The sequence below is a fragment of the Ralstonia sp. RL genome (genome assembly GCF_001683835.1).
In the GTDB taxonomy this organism is placed as follows: Bacteria; Pseudomonadota; Gammaproteobacteria; order Burkholderiales; family Burkholderiaceae; genus Ralstonia; species Ralstonia mannitolilytica.
Window position 1 is genome coordinate 11802 of record NZ_LWRX01000246.1, and the last position, 20824, is coordinate 32625.

Sequence of the window (20824 nt, forward strand, 5' to 3'; positions counted from 1 at the left end):
CCTGCCGGCGCGGACGCCGGCGTCCACTCACACAAGGAGGCAAGGCGAATGGTCAAGGCCGCTCTGGAAATGCGTGCGAAGCAGCATCTCGCGCTGACGCCGCGGCTGCAGCAGTCCGTGAAGCTGCTGCAGTTGTCTGCAACCGAATTTGCGCAGGAAATGCAAGAAGCGCTCGCCAGCAACCCGTTCCTGGAGGAGGTCGAACAAGAAGCCCAAGGCGCTGGGCTGCAGGCCGACACGGCAGGCGTGGGCGAGTTGCCCGCGACCGGTCTGGATGGCGCGGCCGATCATGCATCCGCCGACGAAGCCCCACTGGAGACCACCACCAGCGCCATCGAGACCGACCCGACGCTTGTGGCATCGGAAGACTTTCCTGCCGACTTCAGCACCTATTACAGCCACGGCGGTGCGCACCACGGCGATGGCGAAGACAGCGACATCGGGGAATGGGTGCATGCCACACCGAGCCTGCGTGAGCATCTGCATCAGGAGTTGGGCAGCTACCGGCTGTCGGAGCGGGACAGCCTGCTCGCGCAGACGGTGATCGAAGCGCTGGACGACGACGGCTACCTGCGCCAGTTGCTGACCGAACTGATTCCGCTCGCGCCCGTGGACCCTGCACCCACCGAGAAGGAGATGCAGATCGCGCTGGCGCTGGTGCAGAGCCTGGACCCGCCGGGCGTGGCCGCCCGCGACCTGTCGGAATGCCTGCGCCTGCAGATCGAGGCCCGTCCCGCTGACACGGAAGCCGAGGAACGCATCCAGGAAATCGCGCACGACATCGTGCGCAGCCACCTGCCGCGCCTGGCCAAGCGCGAGTTCACGCAGATGCGCCGTGCGCTCGGCTGTACGGAGGACGAGTTGCGCGAGGCCTGTGCGCTGATCCGCATGCTCGATCCGCGCCCGGGGCTGCGCTTTTCGCAGGCGCATGCCGGCTACATCGTGCCCGACGTGTTCGTCGCCAAGGTCAAGGGCAAGTGGGTGGCCGTCACCAACCCGGCGGTGGCGCCATGTGCGCGCATCAACAAGGTCTACGCCGAGCTGTTTGCGCAGACGCGCGGCCACCACCGCACGCCGCTTGCGCACCAGTTGCAGGAGGCCCGCTGGCTGATCCGCAACGCGCAGCAGCGCTTTGCCACCATCCAGCGCGTGGCCGAAGCCATCGTCGCGCACCAGAAGCACTTCCTGGAATATGGCGAGGTGGCGATGAAGCCGCTGGTGCTGCGCGACGTGGCCGAAGAGCTCGGCCTGCACGAATCCACCATCTCGCGCGCCACCGGCAACAAGTACATGGCCACGCCGCGCGGCATCTTCGAGTTCAAGTACTTCTTCTCGCGCCAGCTGGCAACGGACACGGGCGGCGCATGCTCGGCCGCGTCGGTGCGGGCGCTGCTCAAGGAGATGATCGAAGCCGAAGACGCCGAAGCGCCGCTCTCCGACGTCTCGCTGGCGAAAATGCTGGCGGAGCAAGGTGTGATCGTGGCAAGACGCACGGTCGCCAAGTACCGTGGCCTGATGCGCATCGCCCCGGCCGAAATGCGGCGCCAGGTTTGACGCCGACCACCGACACGACGCCCGTGCGCAAGCTCCCGGACCACCGCTTCACCGCCGCCGGCGACCCCACCGGGGTGTCCCTGCATCTGGCCGACGTGACGATGTTCTGGGCGGCGGAAAGCGGCGGCGTCAAGCGCTACCTGCGCGCCAAGCACGATTTCCTGCGCTCGACGCACTGGCGGCACACGCTGGTGGTGCCCGGCACGCCAGACGACGCCAGCAACGAGGTCGCCGTGGTGCCGGGCGTGCCGCTGCCAATGTCGCACGGCTATCGCGTCCCGCTGCGCAGCGGGCCGGCCGAGCAGGCGCTGTGTGCGCTGTCGCCGGACCTGATCGAGGCCGGCGATCCGTACCGGCTGTCGTGGGCAGCACTGCGTGCGGGTGCGCGCCTGCAGGTGCCCGTGGCGGCGTTCTGCCACTCCGACCTGCCGGCCTTCTTTCGCCGCCTGGGCGGGCCGCCTGCGGAACTGGCCGCTACCGCTTATGCGCGCAAGCTGTACCGCCACTTCGATACGGTATTCGTGCCGAGCCGCTACATCGCGCAGAAGGTGGCCGACCTGGGCGTGGAACGCGTCGAACTGCAGCCGCTCGGCGTCGACACGCGCCTGTTCCATCCCGCGCGTCGCTCGCTGCGCTGGCGCGAGCAGCTCGATCTGCCGCGCGATGCGCGCGTGCTCCTGTACGTGGGCCGGTACGCGCCCGAGAAGAACCTGCAAGTGCTGTGCGACGCGGTGGACCGTCTCGATGACGGCAGTGTGCTCGTCACCATCGGCTCCGGCCCGACGCCGCCGCGCGGCAGGCACGTGCGCGCGTTGCCCTATGAAGGCGATGCGCAACACCTGGCGGCCGCCATGGCCAGCGCCGATGTGTTCGTCCACGCAGGAGACCAGGAAACGTTCGGCCTCGTCGCGCTGGAAGCCATGGCCAGCGGCGTGCCGGTCGTGACCTGCAGTGCCGGCGGGCTCGGGGAACTCGTCAACGCGCGGGTGGGCTACGCGGTGCCGCATTGCCGCGCCGACGATTTCGCCCAGGCGCTGCAAGCACTGCGCGGGCGCGACCCGGTTGCGCTGGCGCACGCGGCGAGGCGCCACGCCCTGCAGTACGATTGGCGTGCGGTGCTGCCGCAGCTGCTGCGCCGTTATCTGGCGCTGCTGGGCCGACAGGCCAGCCTCGCCGCCGAACCATCGCCGACGGCCCGCCAGCACGTGCGCGCCGCACGCGGCCGCTAGAGGGTTGTCATGTCGCGCTACGTCGTTGTTGCCATGCATGACGTCACGCCCGCCACCTGGCCGGCGTGCAAGGTGTTGCTCTCGGCGCTGGATGAAGTGTGCCGCGTGCCGAAATCGCTGCTCGTGATCCCGAACTTCTACCGTGGGCCCACCGCGCGCAACAGCGAGCGCTTCTGCCGCCTGATGACCGAATGCCTGGCCGAAGGCGACGAGCTCGTGCTGCACGGTTATGCGCACCTCGACGACCAGCCGCCTGGCGGCCTGATCGAGCAGTGGATCCGCACGCGCTACACCGCCGGCGAGGGCGAGTTCTCGGCGATTCCGCTGGCGACGGCGCGCTCGCGCATCGAGGCCGGCGCCGCGTGGTTCGCGGCCAACGGCTGGCCGCTGCATGGCTTTGTCGCGCCGGCCTGGCTGATGAACCCGGCCACATGGGAAGCGCTGGAAGGCCTGCCGCTGCGCTACACGACCACGCTGCGCCGCTTCTACCTGCTGCACCCCAAGCGTGCGCTGAAGGCGCCGTGCCTGACCTACAGCGTGCGCACGCCGGCCCGCCGGCTGGTGTCGCGCTACTACCTGCGCTGGCTCGCCCAGCACCACGCCGATACGCCCGTGATGCGCCTCGGCCTGCACCCGGTGGACGCCGCCTACCCCGACGTCATCCGCCACTGGCAGGACCTGCTCGCGGCGTGCCTGGAAACGCGCACCCCCGTCACCAAGAACGGCTTTGCGCAGGTGCTGGCCCAGGCCTGGATGGGCGGCCCCGAAACCGCTGTCGCCGGGCCTGCGCAGACCTCGTATTGACGTGCATCAGCGGGCCGGCACGATGCGCGGCCAAGCGAAAGCGTCAGAACAACCACACCGACAACCCGCCGATCAGCATGCCGAGCCCCGCCCCCGCGAGCACGTCGCTCGGGTAATGCAGGCCGAGCACCACGCGCGAGAGGGCCACCATCAGCGTGAAGGGGACGAGCGCGAGCGCCATGCGGGGGTAATACGCCGCCATCACGATGCTGAACGACACGGCATGCAGCGTATGGCCGGACGGAAAACTGAACTGGTCGAGCACTCGCCCGCACAGCCGGATCTCTTCGCACGACTGGTACGGCCGCGGGCGGCACACGCCACGCTTGAGCAGGATGTAGATCACCAGCGAGAGCAGCCCCGTGAGCCCCATCTGCTTGGCGCATTCCCAGCCCGTCTCACCGCCGACCACCGGCAGCGCCGCCATCAGCGCGTACCACAGCATGCCGTCGCCGAGACGGCTGACGCCACGGTAGAACCGCATGGCCGCCACGTCGCCGGCAATGTGGTTCAGCGCGACGGCGAGCTGCCGGTCGCGCTCGCGCCAGCGTTTCCAGTCAGGCCAGACGTGCGTCGCCATGGTAGGCCTCGCCCGTGGTGGCCGCTTGATGGACGGCCAGGAGTGCCGCTTCGAAACGCTCGAGCACCTGCGGCCAATCGAGCGCCTGTGCGGTCTGGCGCGCGGCGCGGCCAAGGCGCTCGCGCAGGCCGCCGTCGGCAGCCAGTGCGACGGCCGCAGCGGTGAAGGCCGCAACGTCCCCCACGGGGGCCAGGCAGCCGTTCTGCCCCGTGCGCACGTGCATGCCCGCCGCCGCGGTGTCGAACGCCACCACCGGCAGACCGCTGGCCATGGCTTCGACCACCACGTTGCCGAACGTCTCGGTCAGGCTCGGAAACAGGAACACGTCGGCCGAGGCATAGTGGGCAGCCAGCGCCTGGCCATGCTGCGTGCCGACAAACACGGCATCGGGACAGCGCCGCCGCAAGGCGTTCCGCTGCGGCCCATCGCCGACCATGACCAGGCGTGCATCGGGCCTGCGCTGTCGAATGGCGTCAAAGGCGTCGAGCGCCACACCCAGGTTCTTTTCCAGCGCGAGGCGTCCGACGGTCAGAACGACAGGCGTGTCGCGGCCCGCGCCCCATTTGGCGCGCAGTGCATCGCTGCGATGATGCGGCGCGAACTGGCGCGCATCCACGCCGCGTGTGCTGACGCTCAGGCGCTCGAAGCCAAGCTCGCCGAGCTGTTTGCACAGTTCGCGCGTGGGGACGAAGGTGCGGTCGGTGCGGTTATGAAAGGCGCGCAGGTAGGCGCGCACGAGCGTGACCGCTCCCTCCCACGCGTAGTGGCGGCCGTACTCGTCAAAGCGCGTGCGGAAATCCGAGGTGACCGGCACGCCGAGATCGCGCGCCGCGCGGATGGCGGACCAGCCGAGGGGGCCTTCCGTAGCCACGTGCACGAGGTCGGGCGGATCGCCGCGCCACGCACGCAGCAGACGGCGGCGCGCCGGCAGCCCCATGCGCAAGTCCGGATACAGCGGGATCGGCACGCCGGGCACGCGCAGCGCGTCTTCGGAAAGCGCCGGCTCGCCGGCGTCGATGGCGCGTTGGCGCGGTCGCACGACACGCACATCGTGGCCACGCGCGTGCAGAAAGGCCACCGTGCGCGCCGCCGTCAGCGACACGCCATTGAGCTCCGGCGGCCAGGTTTCGGTCACGTAGGCGATGCGCATGGCCGGCTCAGCCCTGGCTGTCGTCGTGGCTGCGCGACGGCTTGCCGGTCTGGCCGCGCTTGTGGGCAAGGTCGTCCGCGCTGCGGTTGGCGACCTGGCGGTCGGTGTCTTCGCGGTTGGCGGCGTGCCGCTCCCGCACAACGCGTTCAACGCCCGGCGTGTCGTGCAGGTCGGTATCGAGTTGCCCGCTTTCGATGTCGCGCGCGGCTTGCTGGACGTTGCTGCGCGGCTCCGAACGCTGCTCTTCGAGCTTCTGGTCGCGCTCGTGGGGCAGCCCGTCGGGCGCGCTTGTCACGGGCTTGCCGGACTCGGGCCGTCCGAGCACGGCTTCTACGCGCTCGGCGTTGCCGGCCCCCGGCCCTCCTGCCTCCCGTCGGTCCGGGCTGCACACGATGCCGCGTGGTTGCGGGGTCATGAGGCGCTCCTGCACATGATCTGGATGCCCTGGGCACCGCAACCGACGTGCCCGCACCGCTTCTGCAGGCGCTGCCGCGCTTCGAGCATCGCTGCGTCCGCACGCCCGACACTGCGCGACGGACCGCTGCCGGTGCAGCCATCGCGCCCGTTGCGTAACGGTTACATGGCACTTGTAACGCTTGCTGCGCAGGCCCGCGTCAATGCGGCTGCGGGCGCTCGGGCCGCCGAGTGGGACGGCCGCGCAGGCGGTCGAGCACGCGCTGCGATACACCGGCCGGCGCATCCGTGGTGCCAAGCAGCGTGCCGAGGGGGCGCAGGCGCTCGACGTGATCGCAGACCACCTTGATCATCGCCGTGACCGACGTGCCGAGCAGCAGCCCCCACACGCCCCACAGCCATCCCCACAGCAGCAGGCCGATATAGACCACGCATGGATCGAGCTTGGACGCCCGGCTCTGCAGCCACGTTACCAGCAGCGTGCCGATGAGCGTGGCGAGCAGCAGCGTGGTGCCGGCCACGACCAGCGCATCCGACAGCGCGCCCATCTGCAGGTACGCGCCGACGCCGCTGGCCACGGCGATGACCGCCGAGCCGAGGTACGGCACGAAATGCAGGATGGCGCTGGCCAGGCCCCAGACGGCCGCGTTCTCCATGCCGAGCAGCACGAAGGCCACGGCTGTCACCACGCCCAGCACGATGTTCGTGACAAACAGCACCAGCAGCGAATACTGGATTTGCGTGCCGATGCCCGCCATCATGCGCACCGCGCGTTTCTTCTCGCTCAGCGTGCGTCCGACGGCCCGTACCCACTTGCGCTTGAGCGCCTGGCCCGATGCCAGCAGGAAGTAGACAAGGAACGAGACCACGACGATCTGCCCGGCCAGCGCGAACAGGTTGGCCGAACCCGTCCACAGGAACTCGCGCACCGGCAGCACCGGCGCCGCATTGGGCGGTTCGCCCAGGCCTGCGGGCCCACGCTTGGGCGGCGGTGGCGGGGGCTTGCCCTGCACGCCTTCGGCCGCGTGCTCGAGCGCGACCGTCACTTCGCGCATCGTGTCGAACGCGCCGCCCACGTGGTTGCGCAGGCGGTCGACCGATTCCGCCACTCGCCCGGCGGCAATCGGTATACGCGCGGCCATGGCTGAGATGCCGTCCTGCATGCCGAAGACGATCGCCGCACCGCCGATCCACAGGCCGAGCACGACGAGCGCGGACGCAATCGGGCGCGGCACGTACCAGCGCTGCAGCCACACCACCAGTGGGTTCAGGGCGAAGGCCAGCACCACCCCGATGGTGAGCGGCACCAGGAACACGCGCGCCCACTGCAGAAACACCAGCGTGCCGCCAATCGCGACCAGCACCATCGCAACGCGCCAGGCTGGCTGGCGCAGACCGTCCATCACACTGCCCTGCGATGTGGCAGGCGGAATGGCGGGCGGAATCGGAGCGTGTGTGGGGGGTTCCGGCATGGCAAGGATGTGGTGCACCCTTCTCTGCGCAAAAGCCGTGCCGCGCCAGCTACGTCATGGCCAGCGACCGCAGCGTGCGCACCAGGTCGTGCGGCGACACCGGCTTGACCAGATGCTCCTGGAAGCCGCTGGCCAGTGCACGCGCACGGTCGTGAGGCTGGGCAAACGCTGTCAGCGCAATGGCTGTCATGGGCGCAGCGCCGTCGGCAAGGTGCCGATGCTCCCATGCACGTATCTTCTGCAGGATCGCGTAGCCGTCTTCATCGGGCAGCGCAATGTCGCAGACGAGGGCTTGTGGGTGGCCATTCGATCCCCAATCGTCGAGCTGGGCGATCGCGTCCCGGCCCGAGCCTACGCTGCCGACGTCCGCACCGACCTGCGCGAGCAGCGTCGCAAGCGCGTCGCGCGCGTCCTGCTGGTCGTCGACGAGCAGCACACGCAGCCCCGCCAGCGATGGCAGCGGACCGCTGCGCGCCGGGTCCTCGCTCAGCGGTGCCGTCAGCTCGGCGCCGGCGTGCAGCGGCAGATATACGGTGAAGGTCGCGCCGCGCTGCTCGCCGTCGCTGTGCGCGTGCACGCGGCCGCCGTGCAGTTCCGTCAGGCGCTTGACGAGCGCCAGGCCCAGCCCGAGGCCCCCCGTGCGCCGCGTGTGCGCGCCGTCGGCCTGCCGGAACGCATCGAACAGGTACGGCACGAACGCCGGTGCGATGCCACGCCCGTTGTCGCGCACCTCGATGCGCGCCACCTCGCCGACGAGGTCGGCCGACAGCCAGACGTCTGCCCCCTCGGGCGTGAACTTGATGGCGTTGGTGAGCAGATTCCAGACGATCTGCTGGACACGGTCCGCGTCGCCGTCGATTTCGCGCTCGCCCAGTGCGATGCGGGTATGCAGCGTGATGCGGCGCTCGGTGGCGAGTGCACGCACGCTGTTCAGCGCGCTCTCGAGCGCCTTGCGCAGAACGAACGGTTCACGGGTCAGCCGCAGCTTGCCGCTCATCACGCGCGTGGCGTCGAGCAGGTCTTCGATCAGCCGCACCTGCTGCTCCACGCCCGTCTTGATGCCGGCCAGCGCGCGCTGCACCAGCGGGGAGCCGTCGGCAAGCTGGCTCTCCAGCACGTACGTCCAGTTCTGGATGCCGTTGAGCGGCGAGCGCAGTTCATGGGACACCACGGCCAGAAACTGATCGCGCGCCAACGCGGCGGCCTCGGCCTGTGCACGCGCGGCCTGTTCGCGCAACAGCAGCGCATCGCGCTCGCGCTCAGCCTCGGTGCGCTCGGTCACGTCGTAGACGATGAGCAGCGCGGACTCCATCACGCCGTGCCGGTCGGCTTCCGGGATCACGCGTGCGTTGTAATGCGCGATGCGAGGCAGCGCATGGCCGTCTTCGAGATGCAGCGTGAGCGTCTGCTCGGCCCGCGTGTCGAACGCCCGCTGTGCGGCGCCCTCGAGCGCCTGCGCCACCTCCGCGGACAACGGCGAGGCCGTGAGCGTGCGGCCCGTCAGCGCAGCCGGTGCGACATCGAAGGCGTCGTTCACGGCGCGGTTGACGTACACGCAGCGCAGCTCGCGATCGAGCCGCGCGATGACGTCGGGCGCGTTTTCAACCAACGTGACGAATTCACGCTGATGCCGGAACCGCTCGCGCTCGGCCTCCTTGCGCTCGGTGATGTCTTCGATCACGCAGACGAGTGCCTGCACGCTGCCATCAGCCCCGCGCTGCGGCGAGTACGCGCCATGCACGAAGCGGCGGCCAAGCCCGTTCGGATACGGAAGCTCCATCTCGAAGTTCACGCGCCGGCCAGCGAATCCCTCCTCCAGGTGCGACAGGATGCAGGCATAGGCTTCCTCGCCCATCACGTCGCGGACCAGGCGCCCGTGCACGTCTTCGTGCGGCAGGCCGAACCGCTGGGCAAAGGCCCGGTTGGCAAAGCGCACGCGGCGATCGGGATCGAGCTGCACGAGCGGAAACGGCACGCTGTCGATCAGCCATTGCAGCTGGAACTCCGATTCGGTCAGCGCCGCCAGCGTCTGCCGAGGCTGTGTCACGTCTTCGACCATGCCGACGGCGTGGGCCGACGTGCCAACCGCCGACGGCATCATGAACCCGCGCTCGCGCACGCGTCGCTCGGCCTGGCCATCGCAGACCCAGCGGTATTCCAGTACGAAATCCTGGCCATGCGCCAGGCCATCCCAGGCGGCACGCAGCGCGTTGTGGTCTTCGGGATGGACGTGCGCGAGCCAGCGTTCGCGAACGCCGCACAGGGCCTCGGGCTGCACACCCCATGTCAGCGCGGCGGCGCTCACATGCAGACGCGTGCCCGTCAACGGATCATCCACCCAGAACACATCGACTCGCTTTCCGCCGCCTGCTTCTGCGCACCTCTGTCGTTCGGTGCGCACCGCAGCCGGCCAGTCCGTTATGGATTCAGACATTGCGTCCATGCGTAGCAGTTTTTGTTCCTGGCCAGCCGGCCGCAAAAAAAAATGCGGTGCCGCGGCACCGCATCATCCGTCCGTGACTTTACTGCGACGGCAGTTCCGACGCCGTTTGCGATGCACCATTGGCCTGGGCCACGAGCACGCGGATATTGTTCGGCGTCACGGCACCGATGCCGCCGGCAGGCAGCGTCGTGATCAGCCAGTCGGCATTGTTGGCCAGGCTGAACGGCTGCGAGCTGAAGATGACATTCTTCGTGCCGGCGGTCGTCACGCGGATCTGATACGTGCCGCCGTCCACGTAGATCGAATCCTGCGTGCTGGCCGGCGAGGCAGCACCGTAGGCCGCGCCGCCCATGGTCGGGGCGACGTTGGTGAGGTCGGCATTGGGCGCCGTCACGTACACGTCGACGTTGGGCGCGTTGTACGAGGCGTTGAAGGTCCGCACGCGGGCCTTGTCCGAGAGGATGGACTTGTCGTACGGGTCATCGATGATCGACAGATTGGTGGCCGTGCCGTTCGCACCGACAATGGCGAGCGCCGTATAGCGGTGACCGTTGACGGGGTTGAAGGTGGCTGACGCCAGGGGCGAGTTGCTGCCTGCATTGGACACCGTAGCGGTGGTCGCTGTGGCATCGATGCCGAAGTAGTTGCTGACGTTCTTGAAGCCGACGTTGGCGATGCGCACGGTGCCGTTCACGCCGAAGTCGACGTTCTGGATGAACGGGTTGGCATGCACGGTGCGGTACTGCGGCGAACTCGTGCCGATGATCTGCCCGATATCGTCGTCACCACCGCCACATCCGGCCAGCACGGCCAATGAACCCAGTGCCAGCACGGCGGCAATCTTCCTGATCTGTATCTTCATCGTTCACCTCGGACGAAAGCGTGTTCAAGACAGGCGCAGACATCGCGCGCCCATGTAGGTTGTCATCGACATGTGGAGCCGACGATAACCGCGCCCATCCGGCGCGCCTATCGAGACGGTTCCGATCGTGTTGTCGGAAGACTCCGACATGCAACCCGACGCCCGGGCAACGAGCATGGCGCGTGCCCGCGCGCCTGAACCGTCCTTCGAGGGCTATGCGCGCGGCCGCGCAGACAAGCGGCTCGCTATACTTGCGCGATCCGTGTTTTCTCATGCGCCACCCGCTCATCCGCATGCCCGAACCGCGTCCGGCGAGCCCCGCGCCGCTGCCCGACCACACCGCTTCTCCGGCCGATCCGCAGGCATTTGCGCGCGAACGCGAACGGGTGCACGCGTGGCTGCAAGCGCGTGCCTCCGGCGCACGCGCCGTGAGTGCGTCCACGCTGTCGCAATATCGCGTCGAAGCCGAGCGTGTGTGCTGGTATGCGCGCACGCTCGGTCAGCCAATCGCAAGCTGGCAGCGCGACGACGCGCGCGCGTATCTGCGCTTTTTGCAAGAACCGCCCGCCTGGGCTGTCAGCGCGCGCGGCATCGAGCGTGACGATCCGGGGTGGACGCCACTGCGTGGCCCGCTCTCCGCACGTTCGGCGCGGCAGAGCAGCATCATCGCGGCCAACCTCTGCGGCTGGCTGCAGCGCACCGGCTATCTGCAAACGAACCCGTTCCTCGATGACGACGCGATGGTCATCACCGTGCCGGATGCCGGACCGCGAGTCCGTGCCACACCGGCAACCGCGCCCGGAGCCCACACCGCACCCACCGCCGCCGACATGGCGTTGATGGCCGATGCCGTGCGCGCCCGCGTCGCCCTCGGGCGCGAAGCCCGCCTGCGACAGGCGCGCGACCACTTCCTCGCCGTGCTGCTGTCACAGGCAGGCATGCGCGTGTCAGAACTGGTGAATGCGCGGATGGGCGACGTGGCCCTGCACGCCGTGCCGGCCGAGCATGCCACCCCGGATGCGCCGTTGCCGGCGTCCGTGTGGCTGCTTGCGGTGGGCGCGGGGCGCGCGCGGCGCTGGCTGCCGTGCGATGCGCTGATGCCCGCGCTGCGCGAGTACCGCACCGCCTTTGGCCTGTCGCCGCTGCCGCTGCCTGATGAAGCGACACCGCTGCTGCTCTCGATACGCAAGCGCTCGCCGCGGCGGGCCGACGGCAGCATCATCGACTCGCCCGCCCTACGCCGCGATTTTGGCGAGCGCAAGGGCATTGGTTCACGCTCGCAGTTGCTGCTCATCGTCAAGGCGATGCTGAACGAAGCCGCTGACTACGCTCGCGCCATCGGCCACACCGACGCGGCACTGCGTCTGGCGAACACGTCCTTGCGCGAGCTGCGGGGAGCGCATCTGCGCGAGCGTCTTGCCGCCGGCGACGCCGCAGCCGACGTGGCGCACGCGCTGGGCCTGGCGGCGTTGCCGGCGGTCGCCGTACGCGCGCGCGAAGCTGACCTCGCAGCCAGCATCGCCGACGCCGCGCGCAAACTGGCTGGGCCATCGGCCTGACATTCCTCCACACAGCGCGCAGAAACGGGTACGCATCGCATGCATCGGGCAGCGCGCCGATGCATTGTCGCGCGCCATTGTTGTCCGGCTTTACGCAACAGTTGTCGCTCACATCGTCCGCAGAATTGGGTTCGCGCGGGGCATGCATCGCCGACGATGTCTCGCAGAAACGGGTACGCACCGCTCGAAAATCGTGCGCAGAAATGGGTACGCTTTCAGGCAAAAAAAAACGCGGACCCACGGCCCGCGTCTTTCGTCTGCGATGCAATCGCTCAATGTCCGCCGGACAGATAGAAGAAGCGGAACAGGAACACGGCCGAGATGATCCACACAATGACCGGCACTTCGCGCATGCGGCCCGTGAACAGCTTCAAGCCCGAATACGCGATGAAGCCGAACGCCACGCCATTCGCAATCGAATACGTGAACGGCATCATCAGCGCCGTGAGCACGGCCGGCACCGCTTCGGTGGTGTCTTCCCAGTTGAGGTCGACCAGCTCGCGCAGCATCAGACACGACACGTACAGCAGCGCGGGCGCCGTCGCATACGCTGGCACCACACCAGCCAGCGGCGAGAAGAACAGGCACAGCAGGAACAGCACCGCCACCGTCAGCGCAGTCAGGCCCGTGCGCCCGCCTGCCTGCACGCCCGAGGCGCTCTCGATGTACGCCGTGGTGGAGGACGTGCCGAGCAGCGACCCGGCCATGATGGCGGTGCTGTCGGCCAGCAGCGCCTTGTTCAGGCGGTCCATCTTGCCCTGCTTGAGCAGGCCCGCTCGGTTCGCCACGCCCATCAGCGTGCCGGTCGCATCGAACAGCTCGACGAGGAAGAACACCAGCACCACGTTCAGGATGCCCACCGACAGCGCGCTCATGATGTCGAGCTGCATGAGCGTCGGCGCCAGCGACGGCGGCATCGACACCACGCCGTGGAAGGTGTTGCCGGCAAAGAAGAAGCTCGCCGCCGTCACCGCCAGGATGCCGATCAGGATGGCGCCCTTCACGCGCAGGTGATCCAGCGCCACGATGAGGAAGAAGCCGATCACCGCGAGGATCACCGACGGCTGATGCACGTCGCCGAGCGAAACGAGCGTCGCCGGATTCCCGACGATCAACCCCGCCCCGCGCAGCGACACGATACCGAGGAACAACCCGATGCCCGCGGTGATCGCCACGCGGATCGAATGCGGGATCCCGTTGACGATCATCTCGCGGATGCGGAACACGCTCACCAGCAGGAACAGGCAGCCTGAGATGAATACCGCGCCCAGCGCCGCCTGCCACGTGAAACCCATGCCCTTGACCACCGCATACGCAAAGTAGGCGTTCAGGCCCATGCCCGGCGCCATCGCGATGGGGTAGTTCGCGTACATCCCCATGATGACCGTGCCGATCGCCGCGGCAATACACGTGGCGACGAACACCGCATCGTGCGGCATGCCCGCATCGGCGAGGATGTTCGGGTTCACGAAGATGATGTACGCCATCGTGAGGAAGGTTGTCAGCCCGGCGAGCACCTCGGTGCGAACGTCGGTCTGGTGCTCCTCGAGCTTGAAAAAGCGTGCGAGCCAGGTCATGCGTCTTGTCTCCTCTTGTTATGAAGTGCGATCGCCGCTCGGCCGTGCATCGGACCGAACGCCCCCGCTACGCGCCCGCGGTACGGGCGATTCGACTCTTAGCAAGATTCCGGCGCCCGAAGGTCGCGCGATCGAAATACTGTTCATGCGAATGGAATGATGGAGAACACGCCGGCCAGGCACGAGGCCGCCCGGCGCGCGGGATGCGCATGATGCCCGAAACACCACGCACGTGCACGCGGCGGCCAGCGGGCCGGCGGCGTCGGCTGCGTACCCGTTTCTGCGAAAGCACGATTCCAGGCCGCATGCGGGTCGATATGCGTACCCGTTTCTGCGCGGCAACTCGCAGAAATAGGTACGGGGCGAGGGCCGCTTCCACACGCTGGAAACCGGGCTTGGCCGTACCCGTTTCTGCGAATCCACACGCAGCTCCACCGTACCCGTTTCTGCGGCCCCTCGCCGTTTCGGCGCGCAAGCACCGAACCCGTTTCTGCGAAGCGGCTTGCCGCTGAGCCGTACCCGTTTCTGCGGGGCCGCGCGCAGAAACGGGTACGCGCGCGTTGTAGGCGTGCGGCGCAAGCCTTTGGCTAATAAGGGTTTTTACCCGCAGAAACAGGTACGGCGGTTTGCGCGGGCCGTCCAGGACCGGTCTGGCGCCGGGGCCATCGCCGGGAAGTTTCAGCGATGAAAGTTCTAAAGACGGAGCCGACGCCGTACTGGGCCATGCCGCATCGCCCTTGTACCGCTTCGCTCGTCCGCAGAAACGGGTACGCCAACGATTCATCGAACTCCACCGAAGCGTGTACTCGCTCTTCTGTAAACCGCAAGAGTATGCGGACGCCGAAACCTCACTTGTGTTCGAGCCCGCAGATTTGGGTACACACGCACGTGGCGCCGCATCACAGAATCACGCAGAAACAGGTACGCACAGGCTTTCCCGAAACGACTGCAGCCGCCCCGATGGTCGCTTTCCACGCAGAAACGGGTACGCTGGCAAGGAAAGACGCTCCAGGACTGCCAGAGAAGGGCGTTTTCTGTGGATAACACTGTGGACAACCCAATGTTGTCCCCGCAGATTCCGGTACGGCCGATGCGCAGAAGCAGGTACGGTTTCGCGCAGAAGCGGGTACGCAGTCTCGCAGAATCGGGTTCGCACGTCCGCAGAATCGAGTACGGTTTTGCCCCCCAAACCCAGACCCGCCAAGGCTTTGCGGGTCGCGTATACGGTTTACCTGTAGTTAACGTAAGGGGTATATATGACTGGTAGTGAGGAAAGGCCTTCCGGGGACAACCTTGCAGGTTGCCCCCCGACGCCCTTCCCGCGACGACGAGCAAAAATCGGAAAACGTACCCAATTCTGCGTGACAAGCCGGAGGCGTTTTAGTACAAAGGCTCTGAACAATTCTTGCCCAATATGGTCACCAAACGCCTCACACCCAATGGGAAGCCGGACGACAATGCGCCCGGCCGCATCATCGTCCCCTCGGGAGGGCAAGTCATCGCCGCGCCGGAGAAATTCCAGAGGCTCTTCGATGAAGCCCAGGCCATGGAGCGCGAAGACGCCTGGCAAAGCGGCGAAGTCGGCTTCCTCAGCCGTGCAAGCGTGCAGGTTACCCTGCCCTACCGTGCGCCCAAAGGTTCGCCACCGGTCTGGACGCGCTCCAGCGGCAATATTTCGTTGATGATCCAGCCGGGGTACTTCACCCAGCAGCGCTCGGAGCGGGCCAGCAACGGGCGGCAGCGCATCGTCTCGGAGACGGTCTCCTTCGGCTACCCGTACGGCTCGTATCCGCGCCTGATGCTCGCCTGGATCGGCAAGGAGATCATGGCGAAGAAGAAGCGCGGGGAATTCCAGGGTACGGTCGAAGACAGGCGTATCTCGCTGGGCAATTCGCTGTCCGAGTTCATGTACAACCTCGGCATTCCGATGGCGACCGGCGGCAAGCGGGGCACCATGACGCTGGTGCGCCAGCAGATGATCCGGCTGTTCTCGGCGACGATCGCCATCGTCCAGAACAAGTCCGCCCCCAACCAGAACCAGGAGCCGCTGTCGATCGACCGCATCGGCTACCTGCTCGCCGACCAGCTGTCGACCTGGTGGGACCCCATGCAGCCTGGCCAAGGCTCGATGTTCGAGAGCTTTGTGGTGCTGTCCGAGCCGTTCTTCAACGAGCTCGTGAACCGGCCGGTGCCCGTCGACATGCGTGCGTTGAAGGCGCTCAAGCAATCGCCGTTTGCGCTCGACGTCTACTCGTGGCTCACCTATCGCTTCTTCACGATCCAGAAGCGGACGGAGATTCCGTGGGAAGCGCTGCAGATGCAGTTTGGTACCGAAACGGAAAGCGAGCGCAAGTTCCGGGCGCTGTTCCGCAAGGCGTTGAAGGACGTGCTGGTGGTCTATCCGGACGCCAAGGTGGATGCGGATTCTTCGAAGGCGCTGATCCTGCAGCCCTCACGCACCAGCGTACGCAAGCTGGCCTAGCGCATCGTCCAGACAAAAAGAAAGGGGAGCCGAAGCTCCCCTTTTTTCATCTCGGGCCTAACAGCCTGAAATGCTTATTCCGGCTTGATTCCCGAGGCTTGCAGACCCTTCGGGCCTTGCTTCACCTCGAAGGACACCTTCTGGCCGTCCTTCAGGGTCTTGAAGCCCGAACCCTGAATTTCGGAGAAGTGCGCAAACAGATCTGCGCCGCCTTCGTCCGGCGTGATGAAGCCGAAGCCTTTGGTTTCGTTAAACCATTTGACAGTACCCGTGGCCATGCAAAAATTCCTTTAAAAAACAAAAAACAGGTCGTCCAGCCGATCCGGACATCGCACGAAGAACCGGCTGATTCCGAATCCTGCGTAGACAAAGTCTTCAGACGACTGTCTGGGCATCATAACCAGTTTGTGGCGGGGTGTCGATGGGCGGCATTTTTCTGAAATGTCGCTTTTATGCACTCAATGGTAAACACCTAGAAAATGGCCAATTCGGACGATGAACGCATGGGGTTATGCGTTAAAGGCCGCATTTACATCTCAATTCAAGTGTATTGAAAACCGCATGTGTTGCCGCGGCAGCGTGACCCCGCTCTGGAGGATTTATATAAATTAAATTTTATCGATCTTGTGTTTTTCTCCTCTCTTCCCTAAGATGGGCGGTACTGACTTTCAGCGCTGAAAGTGGAGGACCAGTGAGCGCCAAGATCGTAACGGTATTCAATCAAAAAGGCGGCTGTGGCAAGACCACCGTCAGCATGCACATCGCCGGCACGCTCGGCTTACGGGGCAACAAGACACTGCTGGTCGACATGGACGAGCAGGGAACCGCCACCCGTTGGGCTTCCCAAGCCCCCGAGGACAAGCCCTTTCCCGCTTCGGTGATCGGTTTGGCGCCTTCCGGCGGCGCTATGCACCGCGAGGTTCGCAAGTTTGTGGCGGATTACGACTACATCGTGGTCGACTGCCCCCCGGCTGTCCATTCCCCGTCGTCTTCAAGCGCACTCCTTATTTCCGACATCGCGTTGATTCCCGTAGTGCCCTCGCCGCCTGACCTGTGGGCTGCGGTGGCCGCCAAGGCATTGGCCCAGCAGGCGCAAGTGACGAACGAAACGTTGCGAATTCGCGTGCTGGCGAACATGGTGCAGCGCCGCGTCTCGCTCGCCAAACAAGCCATCGAGATCCTTGGAGATGACGGGGATATTCCGTTGATGGATTCGATGATCGGATCTCGATCCGCGTTTCGTGAGTGCCAGGCAATCGGCGCAACGGTGCACGGCGTGTCGGGGGCCCGGGAGGCTGTCAGCGAGGTCGACGCCATGGTCGACGAAGTATTGCAGTTGTTGTTGCAGGAGGAACGCGTATGAGCGCGAAGTTGAAATCGCTCAAGGACGGAATGCTGGCCGGGATTGCGGCCGAAAAAACGAAAACCGCGCCCGTGGACCGATTCGCCTTGGCAGAGAAAGCGATCACCTCGCACCCACGCGGGCTGCTGGGTCAGCCGGTCGCCTCCACTTTCAGCGCTGAAAGCGCTGCGCACGAGACACCGGCCGAGCGCCGTGTCGTGAAGATCCCGCTGGACCGGCTGCAGGAGAACCCCCTGAACGCACGGCGGATCTATGATCCGCAGATCGTTCAGGAGCGCGCCGCTTCGATCGCCACGCATGGCCAGCAGACGCCCGGCTTGGCCGCCCCCGATCCCGCCAAACCGGGTTGGTACGTCCTCATCGATGGTCACTATCGCAAGCGCGCACTGGCAGCCGCCGGCAAGACCGAGATGGACTGCTTTATCGAAGACGGTCTGTCAGACATCGATTTCTACCGGCTGTCCTTCGTCCTGAACGAGCAGCGCTCGGGGCAGTCGGTGCTCGACAACGCTATCGCGTGGCGCCAGCTGCTCGACGAAGGAAAAGTAAAAAAAGAAGAAGATATTTGCGAAATTACCGGTGTCTCAGCCGGTACGGTCAACAAAACCCTTGCGCTGTTGAAGCTGCCAGAGTCGGTGCTCGAAGTCATGAAAGAACGGCCCGCCGGCATCGGGATCGCGACCGGTTACGAACTCACGCTGTACTTCAAGAGTGCCGGCGAGGAACGTACGCGTGAGCTGGTGCAGCGCGTGTTGGAAGAAGGGCTGTCCAGCCGCGACGTCGAACAGATTCGCAAAGTCGCCCAGGAAGGGCGCACGCGCAAGGTCAAGGAGGTCAGCCGGCAGTACAAGATCCGTAGCGCAGAAGGTGATCTACTAGGCACAATTAAGGAATGGGATTCTGGCCGCGTAATGCTGGACGTCAAGCTGGAAGACCGCGCCGCGCGCGAATCCCTCGTAGAGGCGCTGAAGAGCCGTTTCGGCCTCGACGTGGCGCTGCTATAGGCTGCTATAGGACTTTCCGCGGTTCGCTGATGAAAGCGCCCGTTCGGGCGCTATTTTTTTTGTTGCTCCTTTCTTCAGTGCCGAAAGGGGCCGGGCCGTACCCGTTTCTGCGGGGCGACGGGCGGCGCCGCCTCATCCGTTTTCCCTCTGCAAAGGGACGGTTCACACCCTCCGAGAACCGTCTGCGGTGCCTCCCGTCCCGCTGCGGTCCACTGCAACTATACCGCTACATTATTGGAATAATGTACGAGTACAGAGATGTATTGATGTTTTTAACATCTGATGTACACTGTAAGAACATCAACAGTACTCAACATGGCGCGGCCCAGCCTTCACTTCTCTCCCCAGCAACAGCAGCGGATTCTCGAGGCGATCCAACGGCTCGACATTGCGTTTCCGCATGACAACGCCGTGTTCCTGGACGAAGTCATCGACGCGGTACAGGCGGTGACGCGGCGGATCTACGGCGCGGGCCGTTATGCCCGGTGGCTGGCGGAAGCCGGAGTGCGTCGGCGGCCGAGCAATACGACGCTGCAGAAGGCGGTCGATCGGGCGCGAGGGCGCGCCGGTGCGGTTTCGGGCGGGGCGGCGGAGGCCGTGCAACCGTGGCCGATTCCGTGGGCGCCCGCAGAAACGGGTACGCAGGCGCCGCTTTCTGGCGTGTCGATGCGCATTGAACGCGACCGTGTGGCGTCGCGTGCCATTGGCGCCCCCGGGGCCGGGGCCGAATGGATGGAAGCCCGCATCCGGGCAGAAGTGGCGGAGCGCGCGCTCGAGCACGAGGCCGCCCGCAATCGCCAACTGCAGGCCGCCATGGCGGACCTTGAACGCCGCCTCGGTGAGGCCCTGGCCACGGCCCCCGCCGTGCCGCCCAAACTGACCGACGCAACGCTGGAACGCCTTGAGCAGACCATCGAGACCGTGGCCCGCCTGGAAGGGGCCGCCAGCGCGCTGGCTGGTACCGAGCGGTTTCTACGGCTGCAGAACGATGCCGTGCGCCAGCAGACGCAGAACGAGGCCGATCAGCTGCGCCACCGAATCCGCGCGCTCGAGGCAGAGGTCTCGCAATTGCGCGCGCAGATCGACGCCTACCGGCGTGCACCCGAACGTGCTGCGCCCGTCTCCCGAGGTTGGGTCAAGCCGTCTTTGTGATCCAGCGTGCCCATTCTGGCGGGCCGGTGCACGCAGAATCGGGTACGCCCAGTCCAACTTTCGGCGCTGAAAGTGGACTGGCGGACTTGCAACCGGTTGTAGGAACGCACGTGCGCCACGTCGCCCAGCCTTCTTTCGACGCCTGGCGAAGCGCGCTCCACCAAAGGGTTGAGCCACTGGCATATGACTTGCTGGTGACGCTACGTCTCACCAATGGAGCTGTCATGAACGAGAAGATCACCAAGGCCGTGTTTCCCGTGGCGGGGCTCGGTACGCGCTTTCTACCCGCCACCAAGGCCAGCCCCAAGGAAATGTTGCCCATCGTAGACAAACCGCTGATCCAGTACGCGGTGGAAGAGGCGGCAGCCGCGGGCATCACGGAAATGATCTTCATCACCGGGCGCGCCAAACGCGCCATCGAGGACCACTTCGACAAGGCCTACGAGCTCGAAACCGAACTCGCGGCCAAGAACAAGCAGGCGCTGCTGGAGATGGTGCAATCCATCAAGCCGCCCGGTGTCGAGTGCTTCTATGTGCGCCAGCCCGAGACGCTGGGCCTTGGCCACGCCGTTCTGTGCGCGCAGAAACTGGTACGCGACGAACCCTTCGCCGTGATCCTGGCGGACGACCTGCTCGACAACGAGCCGCCCGTCATGCAGCAGATGACGGAACTCTACGATCATTACCGTTGCTCCGTCGTCGGCGTCGAAACGATTGCGCCCGAAGCAACGCGTTCGTACGGTGTGGTGGCAGGCCGCGAGTGGGATGACCGGCTCGTCAAGCTCGACGGCATCGTCGAAAAGCCGGCGCCCAAGGATGCGCCGTCGAATCTTGGCGTGGTCGGCCGGTACATCCTGACGCCGCGCATCTTCGACCACCTGCGCAACCTGAAGCCCGGCGCGGGCGGCGAGCTGCAATTGACCGACGCCATTCAGAGCCTGCTGGCCGAAGAGCAGATCCTGGCCTACCGCTACCGTGGCCAGCGCTTCGACTGCGGCAGCAAGTTCGGCTATCTGCAGGCCACCGTTGAATTTGCGCTGCGCCATCCGGAAGTGCGCGCCGACTTCGAGGCGTATCTGTACGACCGCCTCGGCTTGTCGCATGAAGAGGCCAAGGCCGAGGTCGACGCGCTGGTTCGCGACACCATTCCGCTCGGCGTGGCGGCCTGACGATCGCCCG

17 protein-coding genes are annotated in these 20824 nt (G+C 66.1%); 9 read left to right on the forward strand and 8 right to left on the reverse strand.

The window, feature by feature from the left end:
• Positions 1 to 48 precede the first annotated feature (48 nt).
• Genes A6M56_RS21970 through A6M56_RS21980 form a run of 3 tightly spaced genes read left to right on the forward strand, consistent with a single transcriptional unit; the run spans position 49 to position 3587 of the window.
• Positions 49 to 1554: an RNA polymerase factor sigma-54 gene (locus A6M56_RS21970; protein ID WP_045219122.1), complete on the forward strand. Its 1506-nt coding sequence runs from the start codon at positions 49 to 51 to the stop codon at positions 1552 to 1554.
• Entirely contained in the window at positions 1551 to 2783 is a 1233-nt protein-coding gene (locus tag A6M56_RS21975) for a glycosyltransferase (RefSeq protein ID WP_240480056.1), read from the forward strand. Before A6M56_RS21970 ends, A6M56_RS21975 begins: the two co-directional genes overlap by 4 nt.
• Before the next feature lie 9 nt (positions 2784 to 2792).
• Positions 2793 to 3587, forward strand: a complete 795-nt coding sequence (locus tag A6M56_RS21980) for a DUF2334 domain-containing protein (RefSeq protein ID WP_102079187.1) — start codon at positions 2793 to 2795, stop codon at positions 3585 to 3587.
• Positions 3588 to 3630: 43 nt separating this feature from the next.
• Here A6M56_RS21980 and A6M56_RS21985 read toward each other — a convergent pair whose 3' ends face one another.
• From A6M56_RS21985 to A6M56_RS22010, 6 genes are all read right to left on the reverse strand, one after another.
• Positions 3631 to 4167 carry a phosphatase PAP2 family protein gene (locus tag A6M56_RS21985; protein WP_045219117.1) on the reverse strand — a complete coding sequence of 179 codons (537 nt, stop codon included), beginning with the start codon at positions 4165 to 4167 and terminating at the stop codon, positions 3631 to 3633.
• Positions 4145 to 5317 (reverse strand): glycosyltransferase family 4 protein, encoded by a 1173-nt coding sequence (locus A6M56_RS21990; protein WP_045219115.1) that lies wholly within the window; start codon positions 5315 to 5317, stop codon positions 4145 to 4147. Before A6M56_RS21990 ends, A6M56_RS21985 begins: the two co-directional genes overlap by 23 nt.
• A 7-nt stretch (positions 5318 to 5324) precedes the next feature.
• Positions 5325 to 5732 carry a hypothetical protein gene (locus tag A6M56_RS21995; protein ID WP_045219114.1) on the reverse strand — a complete coding sequence of 136 codons (408 nt, stop codon included), beginning with the start codon at positions 5730 to 5732 and terminating at the stop codon, positions 5325 to 5327.
• Between the two features lie 199 nt (positions 5733 to 5931).
• Positions 5932 to 7203: an AI-2E family transporter gene (locus tag A6M56_RS22000; RefSeq protein WP_045220354.1), complete on the reverse strand. Its 1272-nt coding sequence runs from the start codon at positions 7201 to 7203 to the stop codon at positions 5932 to 5934.
• Between the two features lie 49 nt (positions 7204 to 7252).
• Positions 7253 to 9637 (reverse strand): hybrid sensor histidine kinase/response regulator, encoded by a 2385-nt coding sequence (locus tag A6M56_RS22005; RefSeq protein ID WP_045219111.1) that lies wholly within the window; start codon positions 9635 to 9637, stop codon positions 7253 to 7255.
• 88 nt (positions 9638 to 9725) lie between these two features.
• Entirely contained in the window at positions 9726 to 10508 is a 783-nt protein-coding gene (locus tag A6M56_RS22010) for a DUF4397 domain-containing protein (RefSeq protein ID WP_045219109.1), read from the reverse strand.
• Between the two features lie 293 nt (positions 10509 to 10801).
• Between A6M56_RS22010 and A6M56_RS22015 the strand changes: the two genes are divergently transcribed.
• Positions 10802 to 12067 carry a site-specific integrase gene (locus A6M56_RS22015; RefSeq protein WP_102079453.1) on the forward strand — a complete coding sequence of 422 codons (1266 nt, stop codon included), beginning with the start codon at positions 10802 to 10804 and terminating at the stop codon, positions 12065 to 12067.
• A gap of 272 nt (positions 12068 to 12339) precedes the next feature.
• Here the strand turns inward: A6M56_RS22015 and A6M56_RS22020 are convergent, their stop codons facing one another.
• Positions 12340 to 13644: an NCS2 family permease gene (locus A6M56_RS22020; RefSeq protein WP_045219107.1), complete on the reverse strand. Its 1305-nt coding sequence runs from the start codon at positions 13642 to 13644 to the stop codon at positions 12340 to 12342.
• A 1414-nt stretch (positions 13645 to 15058) separates the two neighbouring features.
• Between A6M56_RS22020 and A6M56_RS22025 the strand changes: the two genes are divergently transcribed.
• Complete coding sequence (locus tag A6M56_RS22025) at positions 15059 to 16126, forward strand: replication protein RepA (protein WP_045219105.1); 1068 nt, start codon at positions 15059 to 15061, stop codon at positions 16124 to 16126.
• A gap of 74 nt (positions 16127 to 16200) precedes the next feature.
• Here A6M56_RS22025 and A6M56_RS22030 read toward each other — a convergent pair whose 3' ends face one another.
• Positions 16201 to 16404 carry a cold-shock protein gene (locus tag A6M56_RS22030; RefSeq protein WP_045219103.1) on the reverse strand — a complete coding sequence of 68 codons (204 nt, stop codon included), beginning with the start codon at positions 16402 to 16404 and terminating at the stop codon, positions 16201 to 16203.
• A gap of 413 nt (positions 16405 to 16817) precedes the next feature.
• On the opposite strand from A6M56_RS22030, the gene A6M56_RS22035 reads away from it, so the two are divergent.
• The 4 genes from A6M56_RS22035 (at position 16818) to galU (ending at position 20814) form a co-directional block, all read left to right on the forward strand.
• Complete coding sequence (locus tag A6M56_RS22035; RefSeq protein WP_045219101.1) at positions 16818 to 17489, forward strand: AAA family ATPase; 672 nt, start codon at positions 16818 to 16820, stop codon at positions 17487 to 17489.
• Positions 17486 to 18493, forward strand: a complete 1008-nt coding sequence (locus tag A6M56_RS22040) for a ParB/RepB/Spo0J family partition protein (protein ID WP_045219099.1) — start codon at positions 17486 to 17488, stop codon at positions 18491 to 18493. The genes A6M56_RS22035 and A6M56_RS22040 overlap by 4 nt, the downstream gene beginning before the upstream one ends.
• A gap of 315 nt (positions 18494 to 18808) precedes the next feature.
• Positions 18809 to 19645: a DNA-binding protein gene (locus tag A6M56_RS22045; protein WP_102079188.1), complete on the forward strand. Its 837-nt coding sequence runs from the start codon at positions 18809 to 18811 to the stop codon at positions 19643 to 19645.
• Positions 19646 to 19869: 224 nt separating this feature from the next.
• Positions 19870 to 20814, forward strand: coding sequence for a UTP--glucose-1-phosphate uridylyltransferase GalU (galU, locus tag A6M56_RS22050; RefSeq protein ID WP_082062903.1), 945 nt, complete (start codon positions 19870 to 19872; stop codon positions 20812 to 20814).
• The last annotated feature ends 10 nt before the right edge of the window (positions 20815 to 20824 follow it).

Bases quoted from the DNA above. Each gene is read 5' to 3' on its own strand.
- A6M56_RS21970 (WP_045219122.1), top strand. From the start codon at position 49: ATGGTCAAGGCCGCTCTGGAAATGCGTGCGAAGCAGCATCTCGCGCTG.
- A6M56_RS21980 (WP_102079187.1), top strand. From the start codon at position 2,793: ATGTCGCGCTACGTCGTTGTTGCCATGCATGACGTCACGCCCGCCACC.
- A6M56_RS21985 (WP_045219117.1), bottom strand. From the start codon at position 4,167: ATGGCGACGCACGTCTGGCCTGACTGGAAACGCTGGCGCGAGCGCGAC.
- A6M56_RS21990 (WP_045219115.1), bottom strand. From the start codon at position 5,317: ATGCGCATCGCCTACGTGACCGAAACCTGGCCGCCGGAGCTCAATGGC.
- A6M56_RS21995 (WP_045219114.1), bottom strand. From the start codon at position 5,732: ATGACCCCGCAACCACGCGGCATCGTGTGCAGCCCGGACCGACGGGAG.
- A6M56_RS22000 (WP_045220354.1), bottom strand. From the start codon at position 7,203: ATGCCGGAACCCCCCACACACGCTCCGATTCCGCCCGCCATTCCGCCT.
- A6M56_RS22005 (WP_045219111.1), bottom strand. From the start codon at position 9,637: ATGTCTGAATCCATAACGGACTGGCCGGCTGCGGTGCGCACCGAACGA.
- A6M56_RS22010 (WP_045219109.1), bottom strand. From the start codon at position 10,508: ATGAAGATACAGATCAGGAAGATTGCCGCCGTGCTGGCACTGGGTTCA.
- A6M56_RS22015 (WP_102079453.1), top strand. From the start codon at position 10,802: ATGCCCGAACCGCGTCCGGCGAGCCCCGCGCCGCTGCCCGACCACACC.
- A6M56_RS22020 (WP_045219107.1), bottom strand. From the start codon at position 13,644: ATGACCTGGCTCGCACGCTTTTTCAAGCTCGAGGAGCACCAGACCGAC.
- A6M56_RS22025 (WP_045219105.1), top strand. From the start codon at position 15,059: ATGGTCACCAAACGCCTCACACCCAATGGGAAGCCGGACGACAATGCG.
- A6M56_RS22030 (WP_045219103.1), bottom strand. From the start codon at position 16,404: ATGGCCACGGGTACTGTCAAATGGTTTAACGAAACCAAAGGCTTCGGC.
- A6M56_RS22040 (WP_045219099.1), top strand. From the start codon at position 17,486: ATGAGCGCGAAGTTGAAATCGCTCAAGGACGGAATGCTGGCCGGGATT.
- A6M56_RS22045 (WP_102079188.1), top strand. From the start codon at position 18,809: ATGGCGCGGCCCAGCCTTCACTTCTCTCCCCAGCAACAGCAGCGGATT.
- galU (WP_082062903.1), top strand. From the start codon at position 19,870: ATGAACGAGAAGATCACCAAGGCCGTGTTTCCCGTGGCGGGGCTCGGT.